Origin of the sequence: Pseudoclavibacter helvolus, from assembly GCF_049707175.1 — a bacterium.
GTDB classification, from domain to species: Bacteria; Actinomycetota; Actinomycetes; order Actinomycetales; family Microbacteriaceae; genus Pseudoclavibacter; species Pseudoclavibacter helvolus_A.
In genome coordinates, this window is the sequence record NZ_JBNAFM010000009.1 from 17,388 (window position 1) to 42,289 (window position 24,902).

General features: G+C 68.9%; 19 protein-coding genes and 2 tRNA genes. 9 read left to right on the forward strand and 12 right to left on the reverse strand.

Annotation, left to right across the window (positions count from 1 at the left end):
- Positions 1–15: 15 nt before the first annotated feature.
- The 8 genes from ACPYN9_RS08790 to ACPYN9_RS08825 form a co-directional block, all read right to left on the reverse strand.
- Positions 16–885, reverse strand: coding sequence for a hypothetical protein (locus tag ACPYN9_RS08790; RefSeq protein ID WP_424465767.1), 870 nt, complete (start codon positions 883–885; stop codon positions 16–18).
- Positions 886–976: 91 nt separating this feature from the next.
- Positions 977–2,254: an ATP-dependent Clp protease ATP-binding subunit ClpX gene (gene clpX, locus ACPYN9_RS08795; RefSeq protein WP_424465769.1), complete on the reverse strand. Its 1,278-nt coding sequence runs from the start codon at positions 2,252–2,254 to the stop codon at positions 977–979.
- A 122-nt stretch (positions 2,255–2,376) separates the two neighbouring features.
- On the reverse strand, positions 2,377–3,048 hold the full coding sequence (locus ACPYN9_RS08800; RefSeq protein ID WP_424465771.1) for an ATP-dependent Clp protease proteolytic subunit: 672 nt from the start codon (positions 3,046–3,048) through the stop codon (positions 2,377–2,379).
- A gap of 14 nt (positions 3,049–3,062) precedes the next feature.
- On the reverse strand, positions 3,063–3,677 hold the full coding sequence (locus ACPYN9_RS08805) for an ATP-dependent Clp protease proteolytic subunit (protein ID WP_424465773.1): 615 nt from the start codon (positions 3,675–3,677) through the stop codon (positions 3,063–3,065).
- A 159-nt stretch (positions 3,678–3,836) separates the two neighbouring features.
- Entirely contained in the window at positions 3,837–5,225 is a 1,389-nt protein-coding gene (tig, locus tag ACPYN9_RS08810) for a trigger factor (RefSeq protein ID WP_424465775.1), read from the reverse strand.
- Between the two features lie 536 nt (positions 5,226–5,761).
- Complete coding sequence (locus ACPYN9_RS08815; protein WP_424465776.1) at positions 5,762–7,330, reverse strand: tripartite tricarboxylate transporter permease; 1,569 nt, start codon at positions 7,328–7,330, stop codon at positions 5,762–5,764.
- Positions 7,318–7,980, reverse strand: coding sequence for a tripartite tricarboxylate transporter TctB family protein (locus tag ACPYN9_RS08820; RefSeq protein ID WP_424465778.1), 663 nt, complete (start codon positions 7,978–7,980; stop codon positions 7,318–7,320). The genes ACPYN9_RS08815 and ACPYN9_RS08820 overlap by 13 nt, the downstream gene beginning before the upstream one ends.
- Positions 7,977–8,972 (reverse strand): Bug family tripartite tricarboxylate transporter substrate binding protein, encoded by a 996-nt coding sequence (locus tag ACPYN9_RS08825; RefSeq protein WP_424465780.1) that lies wholly within the window; start codon positions 8,970–8,972, stop codon positions 7,977–7,979. Before ACPYN9_RS08825 ends, ACPYN9_RS08820 begins: the two co-directional genes overlap by 4 nt.
- A 174-nt stretch (positions 8,973–9,146) precedes the next feature.
- On the opposite strand from ACPYN9_RS08825, the gene ACPYN9_RS08830 reads away from it, so the two are divergent.
- Both ACPYN9_RS08830 and ACPYN9_RS08835 read left to right on the forward strand, forming a co-directional pair.
- Positions 9,147–10,511 carry a sensor histidine kinase gene (locus ACPYN9_RS08830; RefSeq protein ID WP_424465782.1) on the forward strand — a complete coding sequence of 455 codons (1,365 nt, stop codon included), beginning with the start codon at positions 9,147–9,149 and terminating at the stop codon, positions 10,509–10,511.
- Complete coding sequence (locus ACPYN9_RS08835; RefSeq protein WP_424465784.1) at positions 10,508–11,248, forward strand: response regulator; 741 nt, start codon at positions 10,508–10,510, stop codon at positions 11,246–11,248. Before ACPYN9_RS08830 ends, ACPYN9_RS08835 begins: the two co-directional genes overlap by 4 nt.
- Positions 11,249–11,273: 25 nt before the next feature.
- Here ACPYN9_RS08835 and ACPYN9_RS08840 read toward each other — a convergent pair whose 3' ends face one another.
- Complete coding sequence (locus ACPYN9_RS08840) at positions 11,274–12,680, reverse strand: hypothetical protein (RefSeq protein WP_424465786.1); 1,407 nt, start codon at positions 12,678–12,680, stop codon at positions 11,274–11,276.
- A gap of 120 nt (positions 12,681–12,800) precedes the next feature.
- Here ACPYN9_RS08840 and ACPYN9_RS08845 point away from each other — a divergent pair, with 120 nt between their 5' ends.
- The 4 genes from ACPYN9_RS08845 (at position 12,801) to ACPYN9_RS08860 (ending at position 19,861) form a co-directional block, all read left to right on the forward strand.
- On the forward strand, positions 12,801–14,012 hold the full coding sequence (locus ACPYN9_RS08845) for a M24 family metallopeptidase (RefSeq protein WP_424465788.1): 1,212 nt from the start codon (positions 12,801–12,803) through the stop codon (positions 14,010–14,012).
- A complete protein-coding gene (locus tag ACPYN9_RS08850) occupies positions 14,009–15,253 on the forward strand; it encodes a M20 family metallopeptidase (RefSeq protein ID WP_424465790.1) in 1,245 nt (414 codons plus the stop codon). Before ACPYN9_RS08845 ends, ACPYN9_RS08850 begins: the two co-directional genes overlap by 4 nt.
- A 61-nt stretch (positions 15,254–15,314) precedes the next feature.
- Positions 15,315–16,754, forward strand: a complete 1,440-nt coding sequence (locus ACPYN9_RS08855) for an MFS transporter (protein ID WP_424465792.1) — start codon at positions 15,315–15,317, stop codon at positions 16,752–16,754.
- A 41-nt stretch (positions 16,755–16,795) separates the two neighbouring features.
- Complete coding sequence (locus ACPYN9_RS08860; RefSeq protein ID WP_424465793.1) at positions 16,796–19,861, forward strand: DEAD/DEAH box helicase; 3,066 nt, start codon at positions 16,796–16,798, stop codon at positions 19,859–19,861.
- Between the two features lie 91 nt (positions 19,862–19,952).
- Here the strand turns inward: ACPYN9_RS08860 and ACPYN9_RS08865 are convergent.
- Positions 19,953–20,026: transfer RNA gene (locus ACPYN9_RS08865), tRNA-Gly, on the reverse strand.
- 142 nt (positions 20,027–20,168) lie between these two features.
- Here ACPYN9_RS08865 and ACPYN9_RS08870 point away from each other — a divergent pair.
- Both ACPYN9_RS08870 and ACPYN9_RS08875 read left to right on the forward strand, forming a co-directional pair.
- Positions 20,169–20,245, forward strand: a tRNA-Pro gene (locus tag ACPYN9_RS08870).
- 236 nt (positions 20,246–20,481) lie between these two features.
- Entirely contained in the window at positions 20,482–22,110 is a 1,629-nt protein-coding gene (locus tag ACPYN9_RS08875) for a Mur ligase family protein (protein WP_424465795.1), read from the forward strand.
- A 24-nt stretch (positions 22,111–22,134) separates the two neighbouring features.
- On the opposite strand, the gene ACPYN9_RS08880 is transcribed toward ACPYN9_RS08875, so the two are convergent.
- Together ACPYN9_RS08880 and ACPYN9_RS08885 are read right to left on the reverse strand one after the other, a co-directional pair.
- Positions 22,135–23,559 (reverse strand): DUF2252 domain-containing protein, encoded by a 1,425-nt coding sequence (locus ACPYN9_RS08880; RefSeq protein ID WP_424465797.1) that lies wholly within the window; start codon positions 23,557–23,559, stop codon positions 22,135–22,137.
- A gap of 107 nt (positions 23,560–23,666) precedes the next feature.
- Positions 23,667–24,116, reverse strand: coding sequence for an N-acetyltransferase family protein (locus tag ACPYN9_RS08885; RefSeq protein WP_424465798.1), 450 nt, complete (start codon positions 24,114–24,116; stop codon positions 23,667–23,669).
- Positions 24,117–24,227: 111 nt separating this feature from the next.
- Between ACPYN9_RS08885 and ACPYN9_RS08890 the strand changes: the two genes are divergently transcribed.
- The gene (locus ACPYN9_RS08890; RefSeq protein WP_424465800.1) at positions 24,228–24,890 is read left to right on the forward strand and encodes a DUF6891 domain-containing protein; all 663 of its coding nucleotides are present in this window, start codon (positions 24,228–24,230) and stop codon (positions 24,888–24,890) included.
- Positions 24,891–24,902 lie beyond the last annotated feature (12 nt).

Sequence of the window (24,902 nt, forward strand, 5' to 3'; positions counted from 1 at the left end):
GAGCTTCGTTTCTCGCTAGCGGGCTCCGGTCGACGACCTGGTGGCGAGCGTCAGGATGAAACGGTCGTCGACAACGGTTCGGCAGATACGGTAGGCGTCATTATCGCCGGCGACGCGCGCCAGGGCACCACCATCGAACTCCACCTCGCCCGGGTCGACCCGGAGCCCGCGGCCGTCGGCCTTCACTACCGCCTCGACGGCGGTCCAGCGCTCGAGGTCCCTGGCAGGTTCGGGATCTGCGCCGGAAGCGGCTCGGGGGCTGGGGCCTCCGCTCGGGAGTCCCGGCTGTGCAGCGTGACGTCCGAGGGCTTCGGCGTCGATCCCAAGCCTCGAGCAGAGGTCCGTGCTCGCGAGCGCGACGAAGACAGCGGTGCCCGCGTAGGTGATGCTCGTCAGCACCGGCAAGCCCGGGACCAACGGCTTTCCGTGCCCCGTCGACCCGCAGTGCGAGCAGACCACTTCGAGCACACCCGGCTGCGCCGCACTGCGCGGCGCGTCGAAACCGCGAGCCTGCTCCCGCACCGCCAATTCGGGATGGGTTTCTCGCTTCGGGATGGGTTGCAACCCATCCCGAAGTGAGAAACCCATCTCGAGAGTCGTGGTGGGCGGTCGCTCAAGCCTGAGGGTCGTGGTGGGCGGCCGCTCAAGCCTGAGGGTCGTGGTGGGCGGCCGCGCAGCTCCGAGAGCTGGATGCTCGAGGCCCCGTCTGACGAGCAGACGGCCAGCGAGGAAGGCATCCGCCCGACCGTCGCTCATCGCTGGAAGCCGGGCGCGGTCACCGGCGGAGAGGCTGTCGAGCGCCAGCCTTCGCTCGCTTCCGCTCAGCGCCCCGGCGTCGGCGCCCAAGACGAGGACGCCGTCGAGGAGCAGCTCGGTGACCTTCACGCCGGTCGCCTTCCGGGTCGGGACGCGAGAAGCCCCGCGTGCGTACACGCGGGGCTTCTGAGCTCTGGCGGCAAAGCCAAGCGAGGGCGGCTTACGCGGACTTCTCGGCCCGAAGCTCGGGCCGCGGGATGATGGTCGGCGCCGCGTTCTTGAGTACCACGTCGCGGGTGATCTCGACGCGGCTCGCGTCGTCGAGCGACGGCACCTCGAACATGACCGGCCCGAGGGTCTCCTCGAGAATGGCGCGAAGGCCGCGGGCGCCGGTCTGGCGCAGCACAGCGAGGTCGGCGATCTCTTCGAGGGCGCCATCGTCGAAGACCAGCTCGACGCCGTCGAGTTCGAACATCTTCTGGTACTGCTTGACCAACGCGTTGCGGGGCTGCGTGAGGATGTCGATGAGTGCGCTGCGATCGAGCGGAGACACCGTCGTGATGACGGGCAGGCGGCCGATGAACTCCGGGATGAGTCCGAACTTGTGCAGGTCTTCTGGCAGCACTTCGCTGTAGAGGTCGAGGTCGTCGTTCTTCGAGTGGATGGGGGCACCGAAGCCGATGCCCTTCTTGCCGGCCCGCGACGAGATGATCTCTTCCAGGCCCGCGAAGGCGCCTGCGACGATGAACAGCACGTTCGTCGTGTCGATCTGGATGAACTCCTGCTGCGGGTGCTTGCGGCCACCCTGCGGTGGAACGGACGCGACCGTGCCCTCGAGAATCTTCAGCAGCGCCTGCTGCACGCCTTCGCCGGAGACGTCGCGCGTGATCGAGGGGTTCTCGGCCTTGCGCGCGATCTTGTCGATCTCGTCGATGTAGATGATGCCCGTCTCGGCGCGCTTCACGTCGAAGTCGGCTGCCTGCAGGAGCTTGAGGAGGATGTTCTCGACGTCTTCGCCGACGTACCCCGCCTCGGTCAGCGCCGTGGCGTCGGCCACGGCAAACGGAACGTTGAGGCGCTTGGCGAGCGACTGCGCGAGGTAGGTCTTGCCGCAGCCGGTCGGCCCGATGAGCATGATGTTGCTCTTCGAGATCTCGACCTCGTCGACGCGCTCTTCAGCGGAGGTGATCTGGCCGAGGGCGCGGACGCGCTTGTAGTGGTTGTAGACCGCGACGGCGAGCGCCTTCTTCGCCGGCTCCTGCCCGATCACATATTCCTCGAGGAAGGCGAAGATCTCACGCGGCTTCGGGAGCTCGAAGTCCTTGACTTCGCTGGTCTCGGAATCGGCCATGCGCTCTTCGATGATCTCGTTGCACAACTCGACGCACTCGTCGCAAATGTAGACACCAGGACCAGCGATGAGCTGCTTGACCTGCTTCTGGCTCTTGGCGCAGAACGAGCATTTCAGCAGCTCGCTGCTTTCACCGATACGTGCCATGAGGACCTCCTTCGCGGTCTGCCAAGACTAACCTGAACCACCGACATTGCCCGGATGGCCGCGCCCGGGTCACCCCTGGCGCGGCCATCTCGGCGTTGCAGATCGCAGTTCTGTGTGTCGAACTAGTCGATGATGACCGGCTCGGCACCCTTGCGGCTCGTGAGCACCTGGTCGATGAGACCGTACTCGAGAGCCTCGGCTGCCGACAGGATCTTGTCGCGCTCGATGTCGCGGTTGACCTGGTCGACCGGCTTCCCGGAGTGACGCGACAGCGCCTCCTCCAGCCAGGTGCGCATCCGCAGCACTTCCTGGGCCTGAATCTCGATGTCGGACGCCTGCCCCTGGCCGGCGCCGCCGGTCGAGGGCTGGTGGATGAGGACGCGAGCGTTCGGCAGCGCGAGGCGCTTGCCCGGCTGGCCTGCCGCGAGGAGCACGGCCGCCGCGGACGCGGCCTGGCCGAGGCACACGGTCGAGACTTCCGGGCGGATGTACTGCATCGTGTCGTAGATCGCCGTCATCGCGGTGAACGAGCCACCGGGCGAGTTGATGTACAGCGTGATGTCGCGGTCTGGGTCCTGGCTCTCGAGCACGAGCAGCTGGGCCATGATGTCGTCAGCCGAGGCGTCGTCGACCTGCACGCCCAGGAAGATGATGCGGTCTTCGAAGAGCTTCGCGTACGGGTCCTGGCGCTTGTAGCCGTAGGCCGTGCGCTCCTCGAACGACGGCAGGATGTACCGAGAAGAGGGGCTCTGGACGCCTGCTGGCGAACCGCCGGTCAGAAATGGGGTGTTCATATGCTCTGGCTTCCTTACTCTGCCGACTCGGACTTGGACTCGGCGTCGCGCTTGGTGCCGCCACCGCCGGTGACCTCGGTCGCCGACGAGCGGATGTGGTCGACGAACCCGTAGGCCAGCGCCTCATCGGCGTTGAACCAGCGGTCGCGGTCGCCGTCCTCGTTGATCTGTTCGAGGCTCTTGCCCGTGCGCTGGGCGGTGATCGACGCGAGACGCGCCTTCATGTCGAGGATCAGCTGAGCCTGAGTCTGGATGTCGCTCGCCGTGCCCCCGAAGCCGCCGTGCGGCTGGTGCAGCAGCACGCGCGCGTTCGGCGTGATGTAGCGCTTGCCCGGTGCGCCGGCGGTCAGCAGCAGCTGGCCCATCGAGGCCGCCATGCCGATGCCGACGGTCACGATGTCGTTCGGCACGAACTCCATCGTGTCGAAGATCGCCATGCCGGCGGTGATCGATCCACCCGGCGAGTTGATGTAGAGGTAGATGTCCCGCTCAGGGTCCTCTGCAGCAAGCAGCAGGATCTTCGCGCAGATCTCGTTCGCGTTCTCGTCGCGCACCTCGGACCCGAGCCAGATGATGCGGTCTTTCAAAAGCCTGTCGAAGACGCTGTTCGGCAGTTGAATATCAGCCACGGTCGCTCCATTTCCCTAACGGTCGTCACCGAATCTAGTAGAGCGACGAGGCCAGCGCTGGCCTGTTCGCCCACGGCACACGGTGCCGCGCGTCCGCAGTCGCATGCACGAAGCGCCGCCGGCGTGAGCCGGCGGCGCTTCGCGAACTGGAGCGAGAAGCTACTTGGCTTCTTCGTCCTTAGCCTCTTCCGCGGGGGCCTCGTCGGTCTCGACGGCGTCGCCCGACTCGGCTTCAGCTGCAGCGGCCTTGTCCTTCGCGCGCTGCACGGCGACCGTGAACTCCGAGATGTCGACGGCGTCGCCGTTGGTGTCGACGACCTCTGCCTTGTCGAGCACGAAGAGGATCGCCTTCGAGCGTGCGACCTCGCCGATCATGCCGGGGAGCTGGTTGTTCTCCTGCAGCACGCCGATGAACTCCTGCGGAGCCATGCCGTACTGGGCGGCCGACTGGATCAGGAACTGGGTGAGCTCGTCCTGCTCGACCTCGACGCCCTCAGCCTTGATGACCTCGTCGAGGAGCACCTGCTGGCGGAACGACTTCTCAGCGTTGGCGCGGACCTCGACGCCGTGCTCGTCGTCGGGCTGGAGGCCCTCCTGCTCGAGGTGGCGGGTGACCTCGTCGTTGATGAGGGTCTCGGGGAGCGGGATCTCGACGAGGTCGAGGAGCTGCTCGACGACCTTCTCGCGGGCCGCGTCAACCTGCGCGAACGTCTTCTTGCTCTTGGCCTGCGTCTCGAGGTCGGCGCGGAGCTCGTCGATCGTGTCGAACTCGCTCGCGATCTGCGCGAACTCGTCGTCGATCTCGGGCAGCTCGCGGTCCTTGACCGACTGCACCGTGACGGTGATTTCCGCTTCCTTGCCCTCGTGCTCGCCGCCGAGCAGCGTGGAGCGGAAGGTCGTCTCCTCGCCCGCGGTCAGCGTGAGGAGCGCCTCGTCGGTGCCCTCGAGGAGCTGGCCCGAGCCGAGCTCGTAGGAAATTCCCTCGGCCTCGTCGACCTTTTCGCCGTCGACCGTCGCGATGAGGTCGAGCGTCACGAAGTCGCCGTCCTCGATCGGGCGGTCAGCTGTGACGAGCGTGCCGAAGCGCTTGCGGAGCTCTTCGAGCTCAGCGTCGACATCGGCAGCGTCGACCGATGCTGCCTCGACCTCGACCTTGATGCCATCGTAGGACGGGAGCTCGATGGACGGACGCGAGTCGACCTCGACCTCGACGACGAGGTCGCCAGCGAAGTCGGCGACGTTCGGCGTCTCGATGATGTCGGCCTTGGGGCGGCCGAGGGGCTGCACCTCGGACTCTGCGACGGCCTGGTTGAAGAACACGTCGAGACCGTCCGAGATCGCCTGGTCGAGCACCGCGGCGCGGCCGACGCGCTGATCGATGATCGGCGTCGGAACCTTGCCGCGGCGGAAGCCGGGCACCTGGATCTGCTCTGCGATGGTGCGGTAGGCCGAGTCGACGTATGGCTTGAGTTCAGCCGGTTCTACGTTGATCGTCAGCTTGACGCGGGTCGGGTTGATCTGTTCGACCGAGGTCTTCACGTGGGGCATCTCCTGAGATACGTGGGGTGACTGCGCGGAATCGCGCGTGGAGCGGGGTGCGACTGCACGCCGCGCACCACCCGAATGGGCGTATCGCCGCACTGATGCGGCTGCGAAACAGCCTACGGCACACACAAACGACAGCACTCTACCGGCAATCAGGATTCCTGTGGGAGCCGCCCGCCGCGAGGCGGCGTCTCGCTCCTCACGCCCGACCCGTGGCGGACACCCCCCCATCGCCGCGTGCAGGCCGCCTGCACGACGGAGGGGGGGGGGGGGGGGGGGGGCGGCGCCGCCCCCCCCCCCCCCCCGGGGGGGGCGGGGGCGCCGCCCCCCCCGGGGCCCCCCCCCCCCCGCGGGCCCCCCCGGGCCCCCGGGCCCCGCGCGCCCCCCCCCCGGGGGGGGGCCGCCCCCCCCCCCCCCCCCCCCCCCCGGGCCCCCCCCCCCCCCCCGCGCGGGGGGCGCCCCGCCGCCCGGGGGGGGGGGGGGGGGGGGGCGCCGCGCCCCCACCCCCCCGCCCCTCGGGCGCGTCGTCGATCGCCGCGCTACTTGGCGTCCTCCCGAGCGCCTGCCTGCACGGCGACGGCCTCGGTCTTCGCCTTGATGATCTGCTTCTCGCGGGTGCGGGTACGCAGGTGCTGGACGGCGCTGATGACGATCGCTCCGACCATGAGCACGTAGATGGCGATGGTGATGGGCGAATCGATGAGGATGCCGAGATCGCCCTCGCTGACCGCGAGCGCGCGGCGCAGCTCGGTCTCGGCGAGCGGGCCGAGGATCGCGGCGATGAGCACCGGTGCGAGCGGGATCGCGTAGCGGCGCATCACGAACCCGAACACGCCGATGGCGATCGCGAGCCACAGGTCGACGGCCGACGAGGCGATGGCGTAGACGCCGAGCATCGCGAAGCCGGTGATGCCTGCGTACAGGTAGTGGCGCGGGATCAGCAGGAGCTTCGCCCACACCGCCGCGAACGGCAGGTTGATGATGAGCAGGATGAGGAGCCCAACGAAGAGGCTCGCGAGCAGCGGCCAGACCAGGTCGCCGCTGCGCTCGAAGAGGAGCGGGCCCGGCTGCATGCCGTACTGCTGGAAGGCTGCAAGCATCATCGCGGCCGTGGCGGAGGTGGGGAGCCCGAGCGCGAGGAGCGCACCCATGGCGGTGCCGGCCGTCGCATTGCCCGCGGCCTCCGGCGCCGCGACACCCTGGATGGAGCCGCGCGTGCCGAAGTCGGGGTCGTTTCGGCGCTTCGCGAGGCGCTTCTCGGTGCCGTAGGCGAGGAAGGTCGGAACCTCGGAGCCGCCGACGGGGATCGCGCCGAACGGAACTCCGTAGGCCGTGCCGCGGAGCCAGGCGGGCAGCGCCTGCCGGAGCTCGCGCAGGTTCAGATACGGGGAGCCGGACGCGGGGATCTTCGTGAGGCCGCCTTCGCGGTGGATCCGGCTGGCAACGTGGAGGACCTCTCCGATGGCGAGGAGCCCGACCGTGACAACGATGATCGAAATGCCGTCGAAGAACTGCGGCAGGTCCATCGTGAAGCGGGCGGCGCCCGACGGGCCGTCGACGCCGACGAGCGCGATGGCGAGTCCGATGCCGAGGGCGATGAGCCCGCGGATGACCGAGTCGGCGACGACCGAGGAGATCGCGACGAACGCGAACGCCGCGAGCGCGAAGTACTCGGCGGGTCCGAACTGGGTCGCGAGCTGGACGAGGTACGGCGAGAAGAAGACGACGAGCGCTGTCGCGATGGTGCCGCCGAGGAAGGCGCCAATGGCTGAGGTGCCGAGTGCTTTCGCGGCCCTCCCGTCCTTGGCCATCCTGTGGCCTTCGAAGGTGGTGGCGATGGCGGATGAGTTACCGGGCGTGTTGAGCAGGATGCCCGACGTGGAGTCTCCGAAGAGCCCGCCGAAGTAGATGCTCGCGAACATGATGAACGCGCCGGTGGGGTCGAGGCTGAAGGTGACGGGAAGGAGCAGGGCGACGGCCATGGCCGAGCCGAGGCCGGGCAGCACACCGACTGCGGTGCCGAGGACGGCGCCGATGAGGAGCCACAGGAGGTTGATGGGGGTGAGGGCGACGGTGAAGCCCTCGAGCAGGTGGGTCAGCTGATCCATGGGAGGACTCCGCTCAGGATTCCGGACGGCAGCGTGAGGCCGAGGCCCGCCGAGAACGACAGCTGCACGAGTGACGAGAAGAGGAATGCGACACCGATGTCGAAGAGGTGGCGCTTGCTGCCGAGCGCGTAGGCGACGACCCAGAACAGCGCGGCGGCCGTGATGATCCAGCCGAGCGGCTCGAGCAGGAGCGCCGTGCCGGCGAGGGCTGCGAAGACGATGGCGAGGGTCTTCCAGTCGGTGCCGGTGCGCTTCTTGCGTTCTTCACCGGCCGCGGCGGTGACGACTCGGATCTCCGAGGTCGTGTCGATCTGCCCAATGTCCTCGAGCAGCTCTGGCGAGATCTCGAGCATCTGGTCCGCTTCGTCTTCGTCGTCGCGCGCGGGCTTGCGGATGACGGTGATCGCGAGCGCGATCGAGACGACGAAGAGGAGGATGACGACGATGGTCGGGAAGAACTGCGGGCCTGGGACGCCTGCGGTGGCCGGCACCTCCATCGTGACCGTGCCGATGGTGAAGACGACGGCCAGGAGGAAGACGAAGGCTGCGACGCCGAGCTCGCTCCTCCCGTGCCACCAGGAGCGCTTGGGTCGCTGGATGCTGTCGGTCGCGGGCGCCTGCGCCTCGCTGGGGTTCTTCAGCTGGCTCATAGTCCGAGCTCCTTCACGAGTGCGGTCACTTGATCGGTCTCGTCGACGAGGAACTCCTCGAAGTCGGTCCCTGGCTGGAAGCTGTCGGTCCAGTTGTTGCGGTCGAGCGCCTCAGCCCACTCTGGGCTGTTCTCCAACTCGTCGACGATGGCGATGAGCTCATCGCGGGTCGCGTCGTCGATGCCTGGCGGGGCGACGACGCCGCGCCAGTTGACCATTGCGACGTCGACCCCCTCCTGCTTGAAGGTGGGGATGTCGATGCCGTCGACGGGTTCCGGAGCGGAGATCGCGAGTGCCTTGAGGGTGCCTGCCTCGATCTGGTCCCTGAACTCGTTGTAGCCGGACAGCCCAGCCGCGGTCGTGCTCGACAGGAGGGAGGAGAGCACCTCGCCGCCGCCGGAGTAGGCGACGTAGTTGACGTCCTTCGGGTCGACCCCGATGGCCTTGCCGAGCATGCCGCTCAGCAGGTGGTCGATGCCGCCGAGCGAGCCGCCCGCGATGGAGTGGCCGCCCGGGTCCTTCTTCATGCCCTCGACGAACTCGTCGAGGGTGTTGTACGGCGAGGAGCCGGGGACGACGAGCGCGTTGTAGTCGTCGGCGAGGCGCGCGATCGGCACCGTGTCCTCGAGCGACTCGCCGGTGTTGGAGAGCACCGTCGCGCCCACCATGACGCCGCCCGTGACCATGAGGAGGTCGTCGCGGCCCTGCATCTGCAGGAGCTGGCTGAGCCCGATGGTGCCACCGGCGCCAGGCACGTTCACGACCTGCGCGTTGTTGACGATGCCGTTCGCCCGGAGCGCCTGCTGCGCCTCTCGGGCGAACGCGTCCCAACCGCCGCCCGGCGCCGCCGGCGCCATGATCGTGAGCTTGCTCCTCGCCGAGGCTCCTGCACCCGCACTGCTCGCATCCACAACCGCGAAGCCGAGGACGACGACCGTGACGATGGCGAAGAGCGAGGAGAGCAGCTTGTTCGGGAGTCTTGTTCTACTCAATGGAGTATTCCTTCCGTTGGCAACGACTCTGTCGCCGCGCTGGTCTGCGCTGCCCTCTACGATCGCACCGGCGCTGTCCGCGGGCGGCTTCTGGCCTTTATGGTCTTTGTGGACACGTAAGGTCGTCAGCAGAACGATCGATTTCGGGGAGTCGGCCCTCGAGGAGGTGGCCAGATGAGCAGGCAGCAGGGCGCGACGCTGAGCCCGTTGCGCGGACCCCGCGTGCTCACCCTCGTCGCCCTCCAGTTCTCGATCGTGCTGGTGTGCATGGTGGCGACGCTCCTCGTCGCGCTGCAGGTGCAGCACGACTCGATTCGGGAGGAGACCGGCGAGCGGGCGCTCGACGTCGCGACGAGCCTCGCGGAGCTGCCCGCGGTCGTGGAGGCCATCGGAGCACCCGACGCCGGAGCAACCCTGCAGCCCGTGGCGGACCTCGTCGCCGAGTCCGCCGGCGTCGACTACGTCGTCATCACCGACGACGCGGGCATCCGGATCACGCACCCGGTTCCTGAGCGGCGCGGGGAGATGGTCTCGACCGATCCCAGCGTCGCCCTCGGCGGTGAGACCTACGTCGGGACGCAGGTCGGTACGGTGGGCGCCACGCTGCGGGCGAAGGTCCCGGTCTGGCGCGACGGCACCGTCGTCGGCACCGCGTCGGTCGGCATCCTCGAGTCGACGATCTCGGAACAGCTCGAGGAGCGGATCTGGCAGGTCGTGCCCTGGGTGGTCGGGGCCGGGTTGTTCGGGCTCGCCGCCGCCTCCGTCGTGTCCACGATGCTCGGGCGTCGCTTCGAGCGCCTCGCTGCGGCCGCGCAGGAGCTCGAGACGCAGCGCAGACTGGCCTCGGCCCTGCGTGAGCAGACGCACGAGTTCTCCAACCGCCTGCACGTGCTGTACGGGCTCATCGAGGTCGACGAGCGCGACGAGGCCCTCGACTACATCCGCACGCTGACGCCGGTCGACTCGCTCGCCGCGGACCCCGATCTCGAGGCCGCGCTCGAGGAGGCCCCGGTGCGCATCCGCGCCATCCTCGCCGCCGCGAGCGCGCGACTCTGCGAGCACGGCGGGCAGCTGCACGCCGACGTCGAGGTCGACGACCGCGCGCGTCTCGAGCGCAGCTTCGACGACGATGCCGCAACGGTGCTCAGCAATCTGGTCGGGAACGCCGTCGACGCGGTCGAGCAGCAGGGCGCATCCGGGGTCGTGCGCGTCGCCGTGGAGGCGGAGGGAGCAGGGCTGCGGATGCAGGTTGACGACAGTGGCCCTGGGGTCGCGGCGGAGCTTCGCGAGCAGGTCACCGAGACCGGTTTTTCGACGAAGACCGCGGAGTCGAAGGATGGCCTCGAGATTCCTCGGGGTGTCGGCCTCGGCCTGGTCCGACGCATCGCCGAGGAGCACGGCGGCACGCTCGTCATCTCGGAGAGCGAACTCGGGGGTGCCCGCTTCGTCGCGGTCCTCCCCCAGCCGCTCCCCGATGCCGACACGCACGAGACGCCCGGGCCCCGCGGCTCCTCGAACACTGAGAGGATCACCCGGTGACCCCGATCCGCACGCTCATCGTCGACGACGAGACCGCCGTTCGACGCTTGCACGAGCGGATGCTCGCCGGGGTCGACGGCTTCGAGGTCGTCGCGACGGCAGGCAGCGGCGCGGAGGCGCTCGAAGTCGCGGCGAGCGTCGACCTTGACCTCGTGCTCCTCGACGTGCATCTCCCGGACTTCAGCGGCGTCGAGGTGCTCCGTCGTCTCCGTCTACTCCTCGGCGATGCGTTCGACGCCATCGTCATCTCGTCCGCCAACGACCGGCTGTCGGTCGCGCAGCTCGCAACCGCGACGATCTCCGATTACCTCGTGAAGCCGTTCTCGAGAGCGAACTTCGAGGCGAGACTCGAGAACTACCGGGACACGCGCGGCCCCGCCGCCGCATCCGCGGCTCAAACGCCGACGGCGCCCCTGCGTCAACAGGACATCGACGGACTCCTGGCGCGCCGTGGCTCCCCCACGGCCGGCGAGCGACCCTCGACCCAGGCGATTCCGACGACGGCAGGCAGAGGGCGACCGCTGCCGAAGGGACTCTCCGAGCCCACGATCAAGCTCGTGCTCTCGCAGCTCGGAGGCGAGTGGCAGTCGGCGCTCGAGGTCGCCGAGCAGTGCGGCCTCTCGCGCGTCACCGCGCGCCGCTACCTCGACCACCTCTGCGCGCGAGGGCTCGCCGAGGTGGAACCCGTGTACGGCAGGCGCGGCCGCCCCGAGCTGCGCTACCGGCGCTCCGGGTAGGCGGGCGGAGCGCCGCCGCGCCCGTCTAGGTGGTCGGCGTCGGCGCGCGGGCGTCGAAGCGGATGCTCCAGGTCGTCTCCTCGTACGGCTCGACGCGGATGATCGTCGGCCCGGCGTCGAAGGGCCGGGTGAGCGAGGTGATCTCGTTTGTGCTCTCGTACCAGCTGTCGGCGCCGAACGTGTCGATGCCGACGCTCTGGTCCGGCTCGAAGGTGAAGGTGGCGTCGCCACCTGGTCCCGTGTAGAGCACCACCTCGGGCCCCGTGCCGGTGTACTCGGCGTCGAACGAGGGCAGCGTATCGACGGAGACGAGCGTCACCGTCCAGTCCCCCTCAGCTTCGATGTCCACGGCACGGAACTCGTCGTCGGTCCACTCGTTGATCACGGCGAGGCCCGAGTAGTCGTCGTACGCCGAAAGCGACGAGCCGCCCATCTGCTCGCCGTCCGCATCGACGTCGTAGATGCGCAGCCGCTCACCTTCGAACTCGACCTGCAGCAGGCCGATGCTGTCGGCGCCTCCCGGCAGCACCACGTCGAAGCGCGCGTTTCCCGTGCCCGAGACACTTGCCGTGCCGTTCAGGTCGAGCGTGCCCGCGCCGCCGGAGAGCTCGGTCACGGCGCCTCGGATGGAGCCTCCGGTCGACCCGATGAGCTGGATGACGAGCGCCACGACGGTCACGACGAGCGTGAGGACACCGACGACCCGCCGCCCTCCGCCGGCCCGCAGCAGGCCGATGCTGGCGATGAGCGAGACGACGATGAGCGCCCAGCCGAGGAACCCGATGTCGGAGATGGCGAACGTCAGCGCGAGAATCGCGGCGATGACGCCGAACCAACCGCCGCCCTGCTTCGTCGTCCCCGCCGCGACCTTCGGCGTCGATGCCGCCCCGCCGTTCGGCGTCGGGAGCTCGCTCGGTGGCGTCCACCCGGCGTCGCTCGCCCGTTCGGAGAGGTTCGCGGCGCGGCCCGTGCCCACGGCCCGCTGCACCTCCCGAGCCCGCTTCCCGAGGAGCGCGCTGCTGTCGGTCGCGACGCGCGTCAGCAGCTCCTGTCGGTCGAGGTCCTGGGTGAGGTGCTCACCTGGGCCAGACCCGGGAAGCACCACGCCCGGAACCAGCGCATCGCCGTCACGGCGGATGGCCGCATCCAGCTCCTCAAGGGTGCGCGGCGGGTCCGGAAGCCCGATCGGGGTGTCGGTGGGCTCCAACACCCGGTCCGGGGCGGCGTCGGGACCTCCCGCTGGGTCCTGTACTTCGCGTGCCGCTTGGCGCTCCTCGTCCTCGAGCTTCTGGGCGTCGCCACGGCTGTCCTGCGCGGCCCACTTCGACACGAAGTCCGGGGCGCGATAGCCCGTTGGGGCCTGGTAGTCGCGCTGCGAGTAGTCGACCGCGCCGTCGCTGTCGTGGTCTTCTGGCGTCGAGTTGTCAGGCACTGCAGCTCCTCATCGGCGACGAACGGGGGCGGTGATCGCGCATCCATTGAACTACATGCACGCTGCCCCCTCCCCGAGCGAGTAGATTCTCGGGACCGCCGCAAGACCGTGAGGAGCACGATGTCGCAGCTCGCAGATGTCCATCAGCCCGCCGCTGACTTCAGCCGGGACGAGTACGACCTCAGGCTCGCGAACACCAGGGTCCGCATGGAAGACGCCGGCCTTGACGCGCTGCTCGTGACCGACCCGGCCAACCTCTACTACCTGACCGGCTACAACGCGTGGTCGTTCTACATGCCCCAGTTCCTCTACGTCCCGCTCAAGGGTGACCTTCTGCTGGTCATGCGGGCGATGGATGCGCACGGCGCCCACCACACGACCTGGCTGCCAGGCGATCAGGTCGCGGGGTACCCGGAGAGCCTCGTGCACCGTGCGGAGGTGCACCCCATGGACTGGGCTGCGACCGAACTCCGCGAACGCGGCCAGGCGGGCCGAAGGATGCGCGTGGGCTACGAGGCGGAGGCGCACTTCTTCTCGGTGCGCTCGTTCCTCACGCTGCAGCGACGCCTCCCGGAATGGGAGCTCGTCGACAGCGGGGAGCTCGTCAACTGGGTACGTCTCGTGAAGTCGAACGCCGAGATCGCGCTCATGCGCACGGCGGCGGCCGTCAGCTCGAACGCGATGGCGGTCGGCGTCGAGGCGCTGCGAGCCGGGAGACGGCAGAGCGACGTGGCCGCCGAGATCCAGGCAGCGCAGGCCGCGGGCATCGGCGATGCAGAGGGCGACTACCCCTCGATCGTGCCCATGATGCTCGCCGGCGAGGGGGCAGATACCCCGCACCTCACTTGGTCGCGCGCCCCGATCGTCGCCGGTGAGGCGGTGTCGCTCGAGCTCGCCGGCGCGCACCGCCGGTACCACGCGCCCCTCGCCCGCACCGTCAGCCTCGGGGTGCCGAGCGCCGAGCTGCAGCGCATCGCGGCGACGACCCTCGACGGCTTCGAGGCGGCCCTCGAGCTCCTCCGCCCCGGCCAGACTCCGGAAGCGGCGGTCGCGGCCTGGGATGCGGTGCTCGCGAAGCAGGGGCTCAGCAAGGCCTCCCGCCTCGGGTACTCGATCGGCATCGGCTACCCGCCGGACTGGGGCGAGCACACCGTGAGCATCCGCTCCGGGGAGGAGACGGTGCTGGCCCCCAACATGACCTTCCACCTCATCGCCGGCATGTGGATGACGGGCTTCGGGTTCGAGGTCTCCGAGTCGATCCGCATCACCGAGACCGGGGTCGAGATCCTGACCAGCGCTCCGCGCGAGCTGATCGTGAAGGGCGACGCGTGAGCGCGCCGAACGCCGCCGAGCGCGAGGTCCTCGACCAGCTCCAGCTCGAGCGCATCGTCGCCGACACCTCCGCGCTGATCCGAGCGCGAAGCGAGAATCCGGGCGAGACGGAAGCAGCGGCGGTCGAGGTGCTCTCCTCGCTCTGCGAGCGGGCCGGAGCGCAGGTGACCCTCACCGAGGTCGCCCCCGGGCGCCACAACCTCCTCGCGGAGCTCGGCAGCGGCGACGGGCCAGCCCTGCTCTTCCTCGGACACAGCGACGTCGTGCCCGCTGGCGCCGGGTGGCTCGGCGACCCGTTCGAGCCGCGTCTCGTCGACGGGATGCTCATCGGCCGCGGTGCCGTCGACATGAAGGGCGGGCTCGCGGCCGTCGTCGCGGCCATGTCGGCTGTGCACGCGAGGCATCCGCAGGTGCGACTCGCGCTCCTCTGCACCGTCGACGAGGAGGACACCGCTACGGGCGCACTCCGCTACATCGCCGACGCGCCGACCGCACGCGAGCTCGACGCCGCGGGCGACCCCGCGCCCTACTCGGCCTGCATCGTCGCAGAGCCGACCGGGCTCGACACCGTGGTCGCCTGCCGCGGGGCCACCAACTTCATCATCACGCTCCGCGGAGCCGCGGCTCACGCCGGCAACCCTGCTGACGGGGCGAGCGCCATCGCCGCCGCTGCGATCGCCGTGCAGACGATCGAGGACGACGCGAGGCGCATTGCACAGGGCGCCGCCGCCGTCCCCGGACTCATCGGAACCGGAAGCTGGAACGTCGGCATGATCGCCGGGGGCCACGGCACGTCCATCGTCGCCGAGGAGTGCACGCTGTACGTCGACCGACGCGTGCTGCCCGACGAAGAGCCAGAGCGGATCCTCGAGGACCTGCTCGCGCGCATCCGCTCGTCCATCGCCGGAAGCGGGATGCTAAACGGGGAACGCATCACAGTCACCGGCACCCTCGACATGGCGATGCCCGGCTTCCTGACCCCACCGGAGTCGACGCTCCCCGCCACCGCGGTGCAGGCCGTGGCCGACGCCGGGGGCACGTCGAGCATCGGCGGGTGGAGCGCCGCCTGCGAAGGAGGGTTCATCGCCCGCCATCATGAGGTCCCTGTCGTGATCCTCGGGCCGGGCGAGGTCAAAACGCAGGCCCATCAGCCGGAGGAGCGTGTGCGGGTCGACGACCTCTTGACTGCCGCGCGCGCGTACGCGCTCATAGCGCTCCGCCTCGCGGGGGCATCCCGGTAACACACAGGTCCAAGGGTTGGACTGGGCCATTACCCGTGTGGAACTGCCGCTAGGAGCACCTATGTCCTCGAATCAGTCCAGTCCAGGCGGCCAGGGGTCGACCCTGCCACCGCTGACCCGCGAGATCGACCTCACCCCCATCCAGCGCAAGACAGCCCGCAAGTCGGTCGCCGGCTCTGCGATCGGCAACGCCATCGAGTGGTTCGACTACGGCATCTACGGCTACCTCGCCATCTACGTCTCGCAGCTCTTCTTCACGTTCAGTGACGACCAGGGTGGGGCACTCGCCCTGATCCTGACGTTCGCGACCTTCGCCGTCTCCTTCCTCGTCCGCCCACTCGGGGGCATCGTCCTCGGGCCGCTGGGCGACCGCATCGGACGCCAGAAGGTGCTCGTCTTCACGATCATCATGATCAGCCTGTCCACGGCCGCGATCGGACTGCTGCCCTCGTTCGACTCGATCGGGTTCGCGGCGCCGATCCTGCTCATCCTGTTGCGCATGCTGCAGGGCTTCTCCGCGGGCGGTGAGTACGCGGGAGCCGCCATCTTCATGTCCGAGCACGCGCCCGACGACAAGCGAGGCTTCTTCGGCTCGTTCCTCGAGTTCGGTACGCTCGCCGGCGCGAGCGCCGCCGCAATCCTGTGCACGACCCTCGCCTTCATCGTGGGCGACGACGGCATGCTCGAGGGCTGGTGGCGACTGCCGTTCCTGCTCACGCTGCCGCTCGGGCTCGTGGCCTTGTGGATGCGTCGCCACCTGAGCGAGTCGGAAACGTTCGTCGACGACGCGCAGCAGCCGGGCGAGAAGCAGTCGGCGATCGGGGCACTCGTGTCGCTTCTGAAGAACTACCCGCTGCAGGTGCTCAAGCTGTTCGGCTTCGTGATTCTCATCAACGTCGCGTTCTACCTTGTGCTCACCTACATGCCGACCTACCTGTCGACGACCCTCGACCAGAGCACTGCCGAGTCGACGTTCTCGCTCGTCGTCATCCAGCTGCTCATGATGGTCGTCATCGTGCCGTTCGGGGCCCTCTCGGATCGCATTGGGCGAAAACCGCAGCTCATCGCCGCCAGTATCGGGTTCACCGTGCTGTCGGTGCCCGCAGTCATGCTTATCCAGACCGGCTCGCTCATCGCCCAGATCGCGGGTCTCGGCATCCTCGGGCTGTTCCTCGTCATGATCATCTCGACCATCTCGTCGACGCTGCCGGCATTGTTCCCGACGGCGGTGCGCTATTCGGGCTTCGCCATTGGCTACAATATCTCGACGGCCGTGTTCGGCGGCACCGCCGCATCCGCCAACACCTGGTTGATCGACCAGACCGGCAACGTCCTCATCCCGGGCTTCTACCTCGCCGGCGCCGGTCTGATCGGCCTCATCTCGGTGCTCACCTTCAAGGAGACGGCCGGGCGCTCGCTGCGCGGCAACGTCATTCCCGGCAGCGACGACGCCGAGCGCATCGCGGCAGGCGAGCATCTGGTCGGAAAGGTCAACAAGTAGGTCTCGAGCGCGCGTGGGGTGGTGGTTCGTAGACTGCACCGGTGACCCATCCGAACGAGAGCCAAGCGCCAGTGTCCTGGCGGAGCGCACTCGGGCGACTCCTCGAGCAGCCGACCCCGACTGCTGCCCAGACCGGCCACGAGCGGGTCGTGCCGCTTGCATTGCAGTTCGAGGTGCGCGAGCTCATCCCCCGAACCATGTACCGCTGGAACGGGCCCACCTCGCGCCGTGCCTTCACCGGCGAGGAGGGCACGGGCGTCGGCCTGGAAGAGCTGCGCCTCGGAGTTCGCCCCGTCATGCAGGGGGTTCGAGGCAAGTGGGTGAAGGGCGACCTCACGTGGGCGAAGGTGCAGCACCTGCGAGGTCGTCGTGACCTCGATCCGCGTCACCAGTCCTGGTTCGCGCAGTTCTTCGCACTGCATCGCGCCGCTCGGCCGCCGGAGCCCGGACAGGACAGCGAGTGGGTGTTCCTCGACGAGGCACCAAGCCCCGTCATGTGGACGATGCTCGAGGAGGCGATCGGGCTCGACATCGCGTTTGTCGGAACCGGAAAGCGCGCGAGCGTCTCCCTCGAGTCGAGCTCGAGCCTGACGCTGGATGCACGTCGTACCGAGGCCGGGGTCGCCGTCGCGCCGCTGCTGACGCTCGGCGATGCACCAGTCGAGTTCGAGACCGCCAGGCCCGTCGGCGATCACGGTGTCTACGTGTTCGAGTCGGGCGAGCCAGACCGTATCCGGATCGCCCCGAGCGAGACGAGGATGACCGGCGCGCAGCTGGAACTCCTCAAGCCAGGCAGGGCGAGCAGGGCGCAGTTCACGGTGCCGGACGCGGACGCCGCGGAGTTCGAGCGCACCCACCTGCCTGAGCTCGCGGCGCGCCTCCGACTCGGCAGCGCCGACGCGTCGGTGCGCATCCCAGCCCCGACCCCGCCCGAGCTCGTACTGACCACGACCTTCGGCCCTCGCCACAGCCTCGAGCTGCGCTGGACGTGGGCGACGCCGAGGTCTCGCGCAGCTCTGCCCGCACTCTCGACGGTGCTCGACGAGGGTCTCCTGCCTCGCGACTGGATGCCCGAGGACCCGGATGCGGAGGGCTCGCTGCCCGCGCGAGTCACGCTGACGCAGATCGACGCGGCCCGCTTCGCCGCAGAGACCCTGCCTCGGCTCGAGCGACTGCCCGGCATCCGCGTCGAGACGGTCGGCACGCCGCCCGCGTACCGGGAGCTGCGCGGAGCGCCGAATCTGATCATCACGACCGTGCCCACCGAGCGCCACGACTGGTTCGACCTCGGCGTGACCGTCACGGTCGACGGCAAGGTGATCCCCTTCACAAAGCTCTTCAAGGCGCTGGCGCTCGGGCGGCCGAGGCTGCTGCTCATCGACGGCAGCTACCTCTCGCTGAAGCACCCGGCATTCGAGCCGCTGCGCGAGCTCATCAGCGAAGCGCAGGGCCTCAACGAGTGGGAGCCGAACCGGCTGCAGCTCAGCCGGAGGCACGCGAGCCTCTGGTCGGATTTCGAGGACCTCGCCGACGAGGCCCGGCCCGCCGTCGAGTGGCGCCAGCTCCTGCAGGAGCTGCGCGACGACACGCCCTCCCCCGTCGAGGCGCCCCGCGGACTGGCTGCGTCGCTGCGCCCCTACCAGCAGGAGGGTCTCAACTGGCTCGCGTTCCTCTGGCGCAACAAGCTGGGCGGCATCCTCGCCGACGATATGGGCCTCGGGAAGACGCTGCAGACGCTCGCGCTCGCCCAGCACGCTCTCGAGCAGGCCCCGCCGGAGCATGCCCCTGCACCACTGCTGGTCGTCGCTCCGACCTCGGTCGTCGCCAATTGGGCGTCAGAGGCCGCCCGGTTCACCCCGCAGCTCACGACACGCACCGTCGACGCCACGCAGGCCGCATCCGGGCGCCGCATCGCCGACATCGCGGCAGGCGCGAGCATCGTCGTCACCAGCTACGCGCTCTTCAGGCTCGACTTCGACGCCTACCGCGCCGTCGCGGAGAGCACCGGCTGGTCCGGCCTTGTGCTCGACGAGGCGCAGTTCGTGAAGAACGCCAACTCGCTCGTGAGCGAGTGCGCGCGCGAACTCGAGGTGCCGTTCAAGCTGGCTATCACAGGCACCCCGCTCGAGAACTCGCTCACCGAGCTGCACTCGCTCCTCGCGATCACGGCCCCCGGCCTGTTCCCGTCGGCGCGACGCTTCGGCGAGGAGTACGTGCGGACCATCGAGGGCAAGCGGCAAGGCGTGAGCGAAGGGGTCGGCGCGGGGCTGAGCGAACCCGCGAGCGCCGAGGTCCGCGCCAAGCGCCTCGCTCGACTGCGGGCGCGCATCCGCCCCTTCCTGCTGCGCCGGACCAAGCAGCGCGTGACTCCGGAGCTGCCGGAGAAGCAGGAACAGACGCTGTTCATCGAGTTGAGCGAAGAGCATCGCGAGCTCTACGACCTGTACCTGCAGCGCGAGCGTCAGAAGCTCTTCGGCTTGCTCGAGGACCTCGACAAGCATCGCTTCACCGTGTTTCGCTCGCTGACGCTGCTGCGCCTGCTCGCCCTCGATCCCGCGCTCATCCAGGCGGGGACGGACGGCGAGGCCGCGCGGGGTGTGGCGTCGCGCAAGCTGGATGCGCTGCTCGAGCACCTGCGCGACGTCGCTGCCGAGGGGCACCGCGCGCTGGTCTTCAGCCAGTTCACGTCCTACCTGAAGCTGGTCGCCGAGCGGCTCGAGGCGGACGGCATCCCTTTCGTGTACCTCGACGGAGCGACGACGAGACGCGCCGAGGTCATTGCGTCGTTCAAGGAGGGCACCGCCCCCGTCTTCCTCATCAGCCTCAAGGCGGGCGGGTTCGGACTGAACCTCACCGAAGCCGACTACGTGTTCCTCCTCGACCCCTGGTGGAACCCCGCGAGCGAGGAACAGGCGATCGACCGCACGCACCGCATCGGGCAGCAGCGCCGCGTCATGGTGTACCGAATGATCGCGGAGGGCACGATCGAGGAGAAGGTCATGGCGCTCAAGGAGCGCAAGTCGAAGCTCTTCGACGCCGTCATCGACGACGACGAGCTGTTCAGCTCTGAGCTCTCGGCGGATGACATCCGCGGCCTGCTGCGGTAGCGGCCGGGCGGGACGCAGAAGCCCGGTCGGGCCTTGTGGGCCGAACCGGGCTTGTGAACTCACCGGACTTCTGGATTGACCGGGGTTTTCTTGGAGGGGCTGACGAGAATCGAACTCGCATCATCTGTTTGGAAGACAGAGGCTTTACCACTAAGCTACAGCCCCAAAATCGGGACGAAGAGAATGCTACCGCATCTCGAGGAGCTGCGTGAACACGAGGCGGCGACAGCGCGTCGCGGTCTGGATGTGGTCGGTGCGGGCCCGGGAGTCGGGTAGCATTGCCTCCGGTTCGCCGAGCGATCGGCACCGGGGTGTAGCTCAGCTTGGTAGAGCGCCCGCTTTGGGAGCGGGAAGTCGCAGGTTCGAATCCTGTCACCCCGACCATCTTGACCGGGGCACGCACCCCGCGCCGCACGGCCTCCTGATTGGGAGGCCGTTGTTCGTGCATGCAGGTGTGACACATAGACGGCTCACATCTTTGCGAGGTGAAGCGCACAGACGGCGTCGTTACCTTCTTGTTATCTGCACGTTGGCGTGGCTGAGATCCGTCGCCCCGGCGTCGGCCTCGACGAGCAGTGCAGGCCATCCGCGGCGCCGAGCGCACTCCGAGAGGAACACCATTGCAGTCAGATCTGGCACGACCCAACTCCCCGTCCGCCACTCCTCTCTCCGCGGTCGCCCGGGTTGTCGGCGGTCGGATCTCGCCGACGACTGACGACGTCGACATCACCGGCGTGTCCAGCGACTCCCGCCGCATCCGCCCGGGCGACCTGTATGTCGCGATTCCCGGTGTCACCATGCACGGCGCTGAGTTCCTCCCTTCCGCCGTCAGGGCAGGTGCCGTCGCGGTGCTGTCAGATGAGGCCGGTGCCGCGCAGGCCGTGGCGCTGGGCTTGCCAGCGATCATCGTCGACAGTCCGCGAGCGGTGACCAGCGCCGCCGCGTCTGCGATCTACCGCACCGATGCACACACCCCGGCACTGTTTGCGGTCACCGGAACCAACGGCAAGACGACCACGACCTACCTGCTGCATGCGCTGTTCGCGGCACTCGGGCTCAAGCCCGGGCTGTCCGGCACCGTCGAGCGCGTGGTCGGCGATGCGAGGCTTGAGACTCGGCTCTCCGGCCGTCTCACGACCCCCGAGTCCGACTACCTCCACGGGCTCGTCGCCCGCATGACCGAAGACCAGGTGCAGGCCGCCGCGATCGAGGTCTCCTCACACGGTCTCGACGGCGGGCGCGTCGATGGCCTGTCTTTCGAGAACGCAATCTTCACCAACCTCTCGCAGGACCACCTCGACGTGTACGGGACCCTCGAGACGTACTTCGCGTCGAAGCTGACGCTGTTCACGCCCGAGCATGCGAAGCGCGGCGTGATCGCGGTCGAGGACGAGTGGGGGCGCCGCGCGGCACTGGAGGCGACCATCCCGGTCGTCACCGTCGCTCGTGATTCCTCCGAGGGTGCCAGCGAGGCCGACTGGCTGCTGCACATCGACGCCGAGGCGCTCGAGCGCACCGACTTCACCCTCCGGGGGCCTGGTGGCGAGGAGCTGCGCTCCAGCATCGGCCTTCCGGGCGCGTTCACGGCACTCGATCTGGCGCTCGCCATCGTCTCGGTCGTCGACGCCGGCCTCGCGTCGTTCGACGCCGTCCGACAGGCGCTGGACGCCACCGGAGGACTGCATCCGGCAGTGCCTGGCAGGCTCGACCTCGTCTCTGGCGACTCCGAACTGCGCGTCTACGTCGACTACGGCCACACGGCGGCGTCCTTCCGCGCGGTCTTGCACGCGCTTCGTCCGTTCACTCCTGGCCGGCTGTTCATGATCTTTGGCGCCGACGGCGACCGAGACAAGGGCAAGCGGCCCGAGATGGCGCGCGCTGCGAGCGAGGAATCGGACGTGGTCATAGTGACCGACTACAACCCGCGCACGGAGGACCCGCACGGCATCCGCCGGACCCTCGTCGAGACAATCCGCTCCGAGTTTCCCGAGCGGGAGCTGTACGAAATCGCGGACTCCGCCACGGGCATCGACCACGCCGTCTCGATGGCGAAGCCCGGCGACCTGATTTTCGTCGGCGGGCATGGACATCGCGCCGATGTCGAGGTCGACGGCCGCATCGTCCCGTACTCGGCTCGGGAGGCCGCGGTGACGGCGCTGCGCCGGCACGGCTGGCTCGCACCCGAGCCCCCTTCGGCGTTCGGCGCAGCGGATGCGGCGGGCGGCCCGCAGGAGCGACGCGCCTCCTAGGCGCACGAGGCCGCGGGCGGCACGCTAGCGGTCTGAGACGGACTCGAAGTCCCCTCGGTCGCGGGCGGCGCGGAGCTCGGCGTAGTCGAGCGCCGACTGCTCGGCGTAGCCGATCGCCCACTCCGTCACGGCGCCGTCGAAGGAACCGCTCTTGCCGAGGTAGCCCGCGATCATGGGTGCGATGGGGCTCTGCGCGTGTGCGCGCGCCAGCAGGGTCCCGCACGCCTCGCCGTACTTCGAGAACTCTCCGGGAGTGAGCTGATCAAGCTCCACGGAGCCCTTCATATCGCGGAACTGCCGCACGTAGTAGTCGCGAAGCACGCCGTCCTCGCCCTCGAAGCGCAGGTAGCCGAGGAACGGGTCGGAGACGGCCTGCAGGATGCGCTGGCAGCTGACGACCCGGTAGCCCTCGCCGAGTTCCTCGTACTCGCGGCGAGACCGGGCCTGCAGGAGGCGCCTCGGGTCGACGTCACCGTAGGTCTCGAGCACCGACGGCGGTGCCTCTTTGACCTGCAGGACGAGGGCCTCGCCTGCCGGGCCGGTGAGGATGAGGATGAAGCAACGCGTGCCGACGCTGCCGACGCCCACGGCCCGCCTCGCCACGTCCGTGAGCGTGAAGTTGCCGAGGAGGAACGCCACGTCGGTGCTCACGGTCGCTCGGTACTGCTCGAAGAGCTCCTCGACCCGCGCCTCGGCCTCCTCTGGGACGTGCGTCATCACGGGCGGGTTCTCGACGATCAGGCGCGTGCCGTCTTCGGCGCGCGCCGTGAGCTTGTCGACGAACTTCTGCGAGGTCCGCTTCCTCGCGCTCTTGGTCGCCATGGCGAGGACCTCCTGCGCCTCGGTCCGGAAAGACGGATGCGCCACATCGGTGTCGAGCCGCAGGTAGTAGCGGTCGAGAGCCGAGTGGCCGACCATCTCGCGCATCCCCTCGCGGTAGGCGGCCGCCGCTCGCCGCGCCGCCTTGCGCGTCTTCTCCTCCGTCAAGCCGAGGTCGCGGGCGCCGATGACGACGCTCGCGACGAGGCGCTTGAGGTCCCATTCCCAGGGTGCGGACGCCGCCTCGTCGAAGTCGTTGAGGTCGAACACCAGGGTGCGCTGCGGGGAGGCGAAAAGCCCGAAGTTGCTGAGGTGCGCGTCGCCGCACGCGACGACCTGGATGCCCGTGCTCGCCCCCTGCGCGAGGCCGTGCGCCATGATCGCCGCGGTTCCCCGGTAGAAGGTGAACGGGCTCGCGAGCATCCGCCCCATGCGAAGCGGCACGAGGTCCTCAAGGCGAGTGGTGTTCTGCTCGGCGAGGATCGCGCCAGGGTCGCGATCACCCGCGACGAACACGGCGTGTTCGACGTGAGGCTGCGTCTTACGGAGCGCCTTGCCCGCGGCGTACAGGTCATCTCGGGTGGGCCGGGGCGCGCGATCGCGCTGCAGTCGGCTGAGGTGCGTCGGCATCGGGGAAGGCCTTCCTCGTGCGAGCGTCGAGCTGCGGCTCGGTCCGGGTAAGTCTCTCGCGATCGGGTGAACGCCGGAAGACCAAGCGTTGCCGCCGCGTCACGACGTCACGACACGATGTCGTAGGTCACCCAGCTCGTCTGCGTCGCGACGGCGTCGTACACACGCCTGGCGGTCGTGTTGTCCTCAGCAGTGATCCACCGCACGACGCTGAGGCCCGACTGCCTGGCGTACTCGCCGAGGTGCAGGAGCAGTGCCCGCCCCGCCCCGCCCCCGCGCACGTCGGGCGCAGTGAAGAGGTCGTCGAGGTAGAGCCCCGTTGTGGCGGAGAGAGGCCGAGCGAACCGGCGGACATGCGCGAGCCCGCCGAGGTGACCCTCCTCGTCGACGGCGACGAAGCCATGCGTTTCGTGGGCCTCGTCACCCAGCCATGCCCAGACCGTGTCGATCTTGGACTCGTCGGCCGGGACGCCATAGAACTCGCGGTAGCCGCGGTAGAGCTCGCGCCACGCAGGCTCGTCCGATGGGGTCACAGGGCGCACGTTCCATGCAGTCATGGGGCCAGTGTGCCCCAGCCAGCGCTTGACTGAAAACTCGCCGGACGATGAAGGCCACCCTGAACAGCTCACGGTTGGACGAACAAGTCGCAGCGACGTAGAGTCTCCGCCGTGGATCTGTTCAAGTACCTCCGCCCAGCCTCGACCACCCCTCAGGCCGAGCACCAGCCGCACGGCGTTCACAACCCGCGGGAGACCCTCCGCGCGAAAACCGTCGAGCTCATCAGACCAGGATTCGTCTCGCTTGACGAGGCGCTCGAGACCGCCGGATCGTTCGCCGAAGACAAGGCGCTTCCCGTCCGGGCCGATGAGATCGAGCGCATCGTGACCGCCACCTGGGACGACCTCGCCGACTGCCAGCGCGACTGGTCCAGCGAAGGCGACTACGAGAAGCTCCGCGCCGCCTTCGCGGACCTCGAGCGTGCCGGTGTCGTCGCCCGGATGAACTTCGCCTGCTGCCAGGACTGCGGCCACGCCGAGATCACGGCGGAGCGGACCGCAGGCGCGCAGACGGGCTACGTCTTCTTCCACCAGCAGGACGCGGAGCGCCTCGCTGGCGACGACGCGCAGCTCTTGCTCGAGTTCGGCCTCTTCGCCACGCCGGGCTCGGTGTCGGACGATGAGCGCGCCTCGGCACAGCAGCAGCTCGGCCGACTGATCGTGACGACCATGCGCAGCAACGGGCTCGGCGTCGAGTGGGACGAGCAGTCGGCGAGCCGCATCGCGCTCTCGATCAGCCACTGGCGCAAGCGCCTCCCCCTCGTCAGCGCCTGACCGACACACCGC